The organism is Protofrankia sp. Cr1 (assembly GCF_963555865.1).
Classification (GTDB): Bacteria; Actinomycetota; Actinomycetes; order Frankiales; family Frankiaceae; genus Protofrankia.
In genome coordinates, this window is sequence record NZ_CAUVXO010000021.1 from 7,495 (window position 1) to 16,059 (window position 8,565).

The 8,565-nt window shown below is 68.4% G+C and carries 10 protein-coding genes; 6 read left to right on the plus strand and 4 right to left on the minus strand.

Annotated features, from left to right (window positions below; genetic code table 11):
* The coding region (locus U9980_RS28405; protein WP_416210144.1) for a sulfurtransferase TusA family protein at positions 1-148 on the minus strand (148 nt) is incomplete at its 3' end.
* Positions 149-255: 107 nt separating this feature from the next.
* Complete coding sequence (locus U9980_RS03865; protein WP_322766727.1) at positions 256-1,404, minus strand: cysteine desulfurase family protein; 1,149 nt, start codon at positions 1,402-1,404, stop codon at positions 256-258.
* Between the two features lie 291 nt (positions 1,405-1,695).
* Here U9980_RS03865 and coxB point away from each other — a divergent pair, with 291 nt between their 5' ends.
* From coxB to U9980_RS03880, 3 genes are read left to right on the plus strand one after another with little or no spacing between them, the layout of a single operon-like run.
* Positions 1,696-2,586: a cytochrome c oxidase subunit II gene (gene coxB, locus U9980_RS03870; protein WP_416210141.1), complete on the plus strand. Its 891-nt coding sequence runs from the start codon at positions 1,696-1,698 to the stop codon at positions 2,584-2,586.
* Positions 2,583-4,259 carry a cytochrome c oxidase subunit I gene (ctaD, locus tag U9980_RS03875; RefSeq protein WP_322766710.1) on the plus strand — a complete coding sequence of 559 codons (1,677 nt, stop codon included), beginning with the start codon at positions 2,583-2,585 and terminating at the stop codon, positions 4,257-4,259. Before coxB ends, ctaD begins: the two co-directional genes overlap by 4 nt.
* Before the next feature lie 36 nt (positions 4,260-4,295).
* Complete coding sequence (locus tag U9980_RS03880; RefSeq protein WP_322747397.1) at positions 4,296-4,697, plus strand: cytochrome c oxidase subunit 4; 402 nt, start codon at positions 4,296-4,298, stop codon at positions 4,695-4,697.
* Positions 4,698-4,914: 217 nt separating this feature from the next.
* Here the strand turns inward: U9980_RS03880 and trpD are convergent, their stop codons facing one another.
* Positions 4,915-5,982 carry an anthranilate phosphoribosyltransferase gene (trpD, locus tag U9980_RS03885; protein ID WP_322766728.1) on the minus strand — a complete coding sequence of 356 codons (1,068 nt, stop codon included), beginning with the start codon at positions 5,980-5,982 and terminating at the stop codon, positions 4,915-4,917.
* Between the two features lie 74 nt (positions 5,983-6,056).
* Complete coding sequence (locus U9980_RS03890; protein WP_322766711.1) at positions 6,057-6,479, minus strand: hypothetical protein; 423 nt, start codon at positions 6,477-6,479, stop codon at positions 6,057-6,059.
* 330 nt (positions 6,480-6,809) lie between these two features.
* On the opposite strand from U9980_RS03890, the gene U9980_RS03895 reads away from it, so the two are divergent.
* The 3 genes from U9980_RS03895 (at position 6,810) to U9980_RS03905 (ending at position 8,502) form a co-directional block, all read left to right on the plus strand.
* Positions 6,810-7,232, plus strand: a complete 423-nt coding sequence (locus U9980_RS03895) for a Fur family transcriptional regulator (RefSeq protein WP_322766729.1) — start codon at positions 6,810-6,812, stop codon at positions 7,230-7,232.
* Positions 7,233-7,315: 83 nt separating this feature from the next.
* Entirely contained in the window at positions 7,316-7,762 is a 447-nt protein-coding gene (locus U9980_RS03900; RefSeq protein ID WP_322747399.1) for a rubrerythrin family protein, read from the plus strand.
* A 143-nt stretch (positions 7,763-7,905) separates the two neighbouring features.
* The gene (locus U9980_RS03905) at positions 7,906-8,502 is read left to right on the plus strand and encodes a DUF3501 family protein (protein ID WP_322766712.1); all 597 of its coding nucleotides are present in this window, start codon (positions 7,906-7,908) and stop codon (positions 8,500-8,502) included.
* The last annotated feature ends 63 nt before the right edge of the window (positions 8,503-8,565 follow it).

The window sequence follows — 8,565 nt, forward strand, 5'->3', positions numbered from 1 at the left end:
GGGCACGCATCCGGCACCAGGCAGGGACGTCATGCGCGGCCGCAGGGTCGTCCGCCCACAGTTGCAGGTCTGCGCCGACGTCGATGTCGCGGATGCGGCGTGCGAGTTCGATGATCGGTAGCGGGCACCGTCGTCCACGCGCGTCCACCGTGAGGCGGGCGCCGTTCCACGCAGCGTCCCAGGCGCTGTGGTCGCGGTCGCTGCGGTCGCGGTCGCTGTGGTCGCGGTCGCTGTGGTCGTCACGGTCGGCCGATTTCACAGGCCGACGGCCCCGGCCCGCTCGCGGACCCGGGCAACCGCCTCGGGTAGGACCGCCAGCAGGGCGTCCACATCCGCACTGTCGGATTCGCGGCCGAACGACACCCGGATGTTGCCCTGGGTCAGTACACCCATCGCGGCCAGCACGTGGCTGGGGGTGAGGGTGTCCGATGTGCAGCTGGAGCCGCTGCTGACCGCGATTCCCGCCCGGTCCAACTCGCCGAGCAGCGCTTCTCCGTCGACGTACAGGCACGAGAACGCGAGCAGGTGCGGCAGCCGGGCGGCCGGATCCGGGTCGCCGAGTAGCTCGAGGTCCGCAACGAGGTGGGGGAGACGGGTCCGCAGCCGCTCGACGTAGCCGGCCAGGCGCGGTGTCTCATCGGCGATCTCAATGGTCCGGGCGTGCAGGGCCGCTGCCGTCGCGACGATTGCCGCGACGTTGGGGAAGCCGCCCACCCGGCCACCCTCGCGTTCGTCGGTGGGTAGCGGGTTGCGCCATCGACGCCCGGTCCGCACGACCAGGATGCCCACTCCTGCCGGCCCGCCGAACTTGTGCGCACTGGCGCTGAGCAGGTCGGCTCCCAGCGCGGCGACGTCCACCGGGATCCGCCCGGCTGACATGGCGGCGTCCACATGCAACGGGACACCCGCGGTGTGCAGCACATCGGCGACCGCGGCCACCGGCTGGATGGTCGCGACCTCGTGGTTGGCATGTTGCAGGCTGGCCAGCGCCGTGCCCGGTGGGGGAGTGAAACCCGCCGGGTCGACCCGGCCGAATCGGTCGACGCCGACCGTGTCGACCGTGCCGCCGGCGTTTTCGTGCCATTGGGCGGCGTGCAGAACGCAGGAGTGTTCAACGGCGCTGATCAGCAGCCGCGTCCCTGACCGCCGCCGGGCGCCGGCCGCGCCGAGAATCGCCAGCTGTGCCGCCTGGGTACCCGACGATGTGAAGCTGACCTCGTCGGGGCGGGCGCCGAGCACCGCGGCGACCGTCTCCCGGGAGGCGTCGAGCAGCATGCGGGCCCGACGCCCATCGCGGTACAGGCGGGCGGGGTCCGCCCAGCCGTCGTCGAGGGCCGCCAGCAGGGCCTCGCGGGCCGCGGGGTGCAGGACGGCCGTGGATGCGTGATCAAGGTAGGCCGGCACGTTCCTCACGGTATTCCGACGGCCGGCCGTGGCGCCCCGTCGGTCTTGGCACCCCGTCGGGTGGCCTGCGACCGCTGGGATGTGGTCCGAGTCTCGTCCTTCGGGACGCCGAGTCAGGCTCTGACGAGATGCCGGCGGTGCGGCTGGGATACGCTCCTGCCGCAGCATCTACAGCTTGTCGAAGAGCCTTGCGCCGACCGCTTGGTTCGGTCGGATCGGCGCATTCGTGGGAGGCAGGACCTGGTGACCCGATCCTTCGGCCGAACTCGGCCGTTGCCCGCCGATGTCGAGATGGCGACTGCCTCCGACACTCCTTCGGTGGGGAGCACGAACCGCGCGAGGAGCGTTGGTCGGCGCCCTGGCCGATCCGGTTCCCCGTGGCGGGCGCTACGGCTGGTGACCGGCTTCGCGTTGCTGGCGGTGGCGGCCACCGCGTGTGATGTACCCAACTTCGGTTTTCCGGCCGGGGTGACGGACCTCACGCCCCGCATCCTGAACCTGTGGCGGGGTTCTGCGATCGCGGCGCTCTCCGTCGGCGTGTTCACCTGGGGTTTGATCTTCTATGCGGTCATCGTGTTCCGCAAGAAGTCGGACGAGCTGCCCCGCCAGGTGCGGTACAACCTCCCGGTCGAGATCCTGTACACGATCGTGCCGCTGGTGATCGTTGCCGGGCTGTTCTACTACACCGCCCGGGACGAGGTCGTGATCGACAAACTTCCGGCCAAGCCGGACGTCACGGTCAACGTGATCGGTTTCCGGTGGAACTGGCAGTTCCGGTACCTCGACACGGGCCAGAACGGCACGATCCCGGTGGAGGTCACCGGGCAGCCCGGCGAACCTGCGGTGCTGGTACTCCCGCAGGGCCGCACGATCCGTTTCATCGAGACGTCCCCGGATGTCATCCACTCCTTCTGGGTGCCCGAGTTCCTGTTCAAGCGGGACGTCGTTCCCGGTCGGATCAACCAGTTTCAGCTCACGATCACCAAGACCGGGACGTTCATCGGTCGCTGTGCGGAGCTGTGCGGGGTCGATCACGATCGGATGAACTTCTATGTGAAGGTCGTCCCGGGTGACGAGTACGACCGGTTCATCGCCGAACGGACCCGGCCGGCCGCGCTGAGTGCGGCCGGGGCGACCACCCAGACATCCGCCGGAACTACCACTCGCGGGAGCGGACAGTGACACTGGTGCACGAGCCGCCAGCCGGCCACGTCGAGGAACGCCACGCCACGTTGCGCACCAACCTGCTCGGTTATGTGCGCACGACGTCCCACAAGGACATCGCCGTGATGTACGGCGTGACGGCCTTCGCGTTCTTCCTCTTCGCCGGAATCATGGCCGAGATGATGCGGGCGGAGCTGGCCCGGCCAGGTCTGCAGTTCCTGTCGAACGAGCAGTTCAACCAGCTCTTCACCATGCACGGCACGCTGATGCTGCTGATGTTCGCCACGCCCATGGCGTTCGCGTTCGCGAACTTCCTGGTCCCGCTGCAGATCGGCTCGCCGGACGTGGCGTTCCCACGGCTCAACGCCCTGTCGTTCTGGTTCTTCCTCTTCGGAAGCCTGACCGTCATCGCCGGCTTCCTGACCCCGAACGGCGCGGCGGACTTCGGTTGGTTCGCCTATGCGCCGCTGAACAACGCGGTCTACTCGCCAGGTTCCGGCGCCGACCTGTGGATCCTGGGCCTGACGCTGTCAGGACTCGGCACCATCCTCGGTGCCGTCAACATGATTACAACGATCCTCTGTCTGCGCGCCCCCGGCATGACGATGTTCCGGCTGCCGATCTTCTGCTGGAACTTCCTCGTCACCTCGATCCTGGTGCTGGTGGCCTTCCCGGTGCTCGCCGGCGCGCTGCTGGCCCTGGAAGCCGACCGGCGCCTGGGTGCCCACGTGTTCGACGCGGCCAACGGCGGCGCGATTCTGTGGCAGCACCTGTTCTGGTTCTTCGGTCATCCCGAGGTCTACATCATCGCCCTGCCGTTCTTCGGCATCATCAGCGAGGTGCTGCCGGTCTTTTCCCGTAAGCCGCTGTTCGGGTACAAGGGCCTCGTCTTCGCCACGATCGGAATCGGAGCGCTGTCGGTAGCGGTGTGGGCGCACCACATGTTCGTCACCGGCGCGGTCCTGCTGCCCTTCTTCGCGTTCCTGTCCTTCCTGATCGCGGTGCCGACGGGTATGAAGTACTTCAACTGGATCGGCACCTTGTGGCGGGGTCAGATCAGTTTCGAGACGCCGATGCTCTTCGCGTTGGGCTTTCTCGTGACCTTCCTGTTCGGCGGTCTGACCGGTGTACTGCTGGCGAGCCCACCGATCGACTTCCACGTCAGTGACAGTTACTTCGTCGTGGCCCACTTCCACTACGTGGTATTCGGGTCGGTCGTCTTCGCGGCGTATGCCGGGATCTACTTCTGGTTCCCGAAGGTGACCGGGCGTATGCTCGACGAGAAGCTCGGGAAGATTCATTTCTGGACGCTGTTCTTCGGTTTCCATCTGACCTTCCTGATCCAGCACTGGCTAGGCGTCAAGGGCATGCCGCGACGGGTGGCCGACTACTCGCCGACCGACGGGTTCACCACCTACAACACGATCTCCACGGCCGGTGCCTTCCTGCTGGCCACGTCGACCCTGCCGTTCATGTACAACGTCTGGCGCTCCTACAAGAAGGGCGAGCTGGCCGTTGTGGACGACCCCTGGGGCTATGGAAACTCCCTGGAATGGGCGACATCCTGCCCACCGCCGCGGCATAACTTCCGCTCGCTGCCACGCATCCGGTCGGAACGGCCTGCCTTCGACCTGCATTATCCCCAGGTAGCCGGAACAATCGATTATCACGCCGCACCCGAAAGCAGATAAGCCGGGCCCGGAAGAAGCTGGAGCGGAGCAGCAGCCATGAAGATCGAGGGCGTCGTCTTCCTCGTGTTTGCGATTTTCTGCACGGTGGTCGACATCGTTTACTGGTTCACGTCGAAGGACCCGACCGGCACGGTCGCACTCGCCCTGTGCGGCAGCCTCGGCCTGCTCGTCGGCGGGTACCTGTTGTTCACCGCCCGCCGGATCGGGGCCCGGCCGCAGGATCTCCCCGATGCCGAGATCTCCGACGGAGCCGGCGAGCTCGGGCATTTCACCCCGGGCAGTTACTACCCCTTCTTCATCGCCGCCGGTGCCTGTCTGGTGTTGTTCGGCATTGTCTTCGGGGTGTGGCTGGCCCTTATCGGGGCAATCATGACAGTGACGTTCGTCGTGTGCCTGCTCTTCGAGAACTTCTGGCACCCGCCCGTACCGGAGAATTAGAGCGCCCGGCAATAGGGGCGTGGATCAAGGAGCGGGGCTGGGGTGCGTGGATCGCGAGGCGGAGGAGGGAGGCACCCTGGTGTTGGGTGGCGACCGACGACAACGTGGCGAGGTGCGTGCCCGAGCCTCGCGACGCCGCGTCCCACTATTGCCGGTCGCTCTTAGTGCGACCGCGATGCGTCCGCGCCGCCGACATGGCCGCCGCTGACGTGGTGGATCAGACCGCCGCAGCCGCGGCGGTCTGACTCGTCCTGACCCATCGCCCCAGAGCAGCTTCGGCCGCACCGGAATCCAGCGCCCAGGCGGCCCGACCAAGCTGGCCGCGTAGCTGTTCGGTCACGGGTGCGGCAGTGGGTCCGGTCGCGGCGACCAGCGCGGCCGCGGCGGCGAGCAGGACTGCGTCACGCACCGGCCCGGCACGTCCCCCCGCGAGCAGCTCCCGGGTCACCGCGGCGTTGTAGGCGGCATCGGCTCCTCGCAGCGCCGTCGGGTCGCCGGGGACGATACCGACGTCGCGTGGGTCGAAGGTCTCCACCCGCACCGCGCCGTCCGCGACCACCCACACGGTTGACGTGGTCGTGGGCGTGAGCTCGTCGAGCCCGTCGTCACCGCGGAACACCAGCCCCCGCGTCCCGCGCGCGGCCAGGACACCGGCGACGACGGGCGCAAGCCGTGCGTCTGCGACGCCGACCGCCTGGCTTGCCGGGCGGCCCGGGTTGGTCAGCGGCCCGAGGATGTTGAAGACGGTGGGCACGCCGAGGTCGCGCCTGGGCCCGCCGGCGTGTCGCATGGCCGGGTGGAAGACCGGTGCGAAGCAGAACGCCGCACCGGCCTCGGCGAGGCAGGTCGCGACGCCGGCGGGTGGTAGATCGATGACGACGCCGAGTTCCAGCAGAAGATCGGCTGACCCGCAGGCCGATGACGCGGCCCGGTTCCCATGTTTGATCACGGGGATGCCGGAGCCCGCGACGACCAGAGCAGCCATGGTTGAGATGTTCACCGAATGTGATTGGTCGCCGCCGGTTCCGCAGGTATCCACCGCGCGTTCACGGATGTCGTCGGGGATGTCCAGCGGTGCTGCGTAGTCCAGCATCACCTGCGAGAGACCGCCGACCTCCTCGGCGGTCTCGCCCTTGGCCCGCAGGGCGACCACGAAGCCCGCGATCTGGGCGGGGGAGGCGTTGCCGGACATCACCTGGGTCATCGCCCACATGGTGTCCCGCGCGCCGAGGGCCTCGCCGCGCAACAGCGCGCCGAGGAGTGGGGGCCAGCCCTGCGCGGCCAAGCGTGGCCCGTCGGGGGCCCCGCTGTCGGTGGTCCTCTCCTCAACGGCCTCGCCGAATCCGGTCACAGCGGGGCTCAGGCACCCACAGCGGGGGCCGACCCGACCCGGCGAGCGGGTGCGCGTCGGGCGCGCAGCAGCGCGACGACGACCTCGGCGAGTTCGGCAGGGTCCACGGGATGGGTGACCACGGCGTCCGCCTGCGACCAGGTGCCCAGCCAGCGGTCATCGCGACGGGCCACCAGCAGGACGGTGGGCGGGCAGTCCGGGATCTCGTTCTTGATCTGTCGGGACAGCCCCATGCCACCGACGGGCGCCGCCTCCGCATCCAGGATGCAGATGTCGGCTTCCCGATGGTCCACCGCATCGATGACGGCGGCGCCGTCGGCCATCTCCAGGAACTCGACCGGCCCGACCTCGGGGTCGGGTAGCGGACCGATGGCGAGCTTCACCCGCTCGCGGACGTCGGGCTTGTCCGCGTACACGAGAACCGTACTCATGCGACCGCGAGCCTTTCGATCAAGTGGAACGCCGGCTGGGTGATGCCCGGTGGCCGGCGACTGATCCATCTTCCGCGAACGACGGCGGGATCGGACCGGGCGCCGGACGATTGGGAACCCGCCGGCAGGCTATCCGATGGCGCCTGCCGGCGGTGGCCCCGCCCGGTTGCGCCATGCTGACGCCGTTCGGGTGGCACGGATGACATAGATGTGTCGTTGGGTGTTTTGCCAGTTGCGGAGCTGTCGGAGCTGAGAGATAGTGAGACTCGTTCTCACTGCTGGTGCTGAACGTCGCCGGTAGTGAACGTGGACACCAACATCGGACGTGTCATGAACAGTCAGCAGGATCTCCGCCTCACCCCTCAGCGCCGCGCAGTGCTGGAGGTGCTCCGAGCCGCCCACGACCACCCGACGGCGGCGGAGGTCTACGATCGCGTCCGAGTGGTCGCGCCGGGCATCGGCGCCGCGACCGTCTACCGGGCCCTGGGGCTGTTGGTCCGGGCTGGGTTCGCCCTTGAGCTCAGCCTCGGCAACGGCGCGGCCGCCCGGTACGACGCGAATGTCGGGCGTCACGACCACGCGGTCTGCGACCGGTGCGGGCGGGCGGTGGACATAGATCTTCCTGTGCCGGTGGAGATGGTGGCCGCACTGTCGCGACGCACCGGTTTCGCGATCACAGGCTACGACCTGCAGTTCCGTGGTCTGTGTCCGTCCTGCCAGACCGCAGGCCCGACAGTCATAGGCCCGACCTAGGTGTCCCGTACGCGGGCCGGTAGCCAGCATCCCGGCCGTCACCCCGACGGCCGGGTTGATCACGATCGACAAAGGAGAGCCACATGCCGCAGCTTGACGGCACGAAGACCCACGAGAACCTCAAGGAGGCGTTCGCGGGCGAGAGCCAGGCCAACCGCCGCTACCTGTACTTCGCCCGCAAGGCCGACATCGAGGGCCTCACCGACGCCGCCGCGCTCTTCCGCGACACCGCTGAGGGCGAGACCGGGCATGCGTTCGGTCACCTGGACTTCCTCGCCGAGGTGGGCGACCCGGCGACCGGGGAACCGCTGGGCAAGACCACCAAGAACCTGGCCAGTGCCGTGGCGGGGGAGACCTACGAGTTCACCGCCATGTACCCGGGCTTCGCCAAGACCGCGCGCGATGAGGGCTTCGAGGAGATCGCGGACTGGTTCTCCACGCTCGCACGGGCCGAGAAGACCCACGCCGGACGCTTCAAGAAGGCGCTCGACGCGGTCGTCGCCGACGAAAAGGCCGAGCAGGAGGTCTGACCGCCCCTATTGCCGGGCGCTCTAACAGCCGGACGGTGCCGCCCGGCGGTGCGGACGTGGTTACCACCGCCCCGCCAGGCGGCCTTGCCGGTAGCTTTCTGTGGTCGTCCCCGTACCCATTGGATCGTTTGGGAGTTCCAACGATGGCACTCACTGTCGCTGACATCGTCACCGATCCCGAGGTCTATGCCGCCCAGCGGCCGGCTGCGCGCACCCGGATCCTCCCGGTCCGGGCGGAACGGCGAATCCGAGTCGGGGACATGTTCCTCTTCGAGTTCGAGAACGAGGAAACCCTGCGTTACCAGGTGCAGGAGATGGTCTACGCCGAGCGCCTGCGCAGCCCCGCGGATGTCGCCCATGAGATCGAGATCTATTCGCGACTGCTGCCCGCCAGCCACGCCCTGACCGCCACCGCCTTCATCGAGCTCGATGTCGCCGAGACCGTCCGCTCGGAGCTGGAGCGCCTCGCCGGTGTCCAGCGCAGCATCCGGCTCGAGATCGACGGGGTCCCGGTGCCTGGCGAGGAGATCCCCGGGCCGGACGAGGCCCCGGACATCCCGAGCCCGACCGTGTCCGTGCACATGCTGCGGTTCCCGCTCAGTGACTCCACCCGCGACGCCTTCCGGGATCCGGCCGTGCCGGTTGAGCTGGTCGTCGACCACCCCGCCTACAACGAGGCGACACCGATCACCGGCGCGACCCGCAAAAGCCTGATAGCGGATCTCGCGCTGCGCGGCTGAGAGCGCTGGCTCAACCGGCTCAACCGGCCAACCGGCCCACGGGGCGGCGGGCGGGCCCGGTAT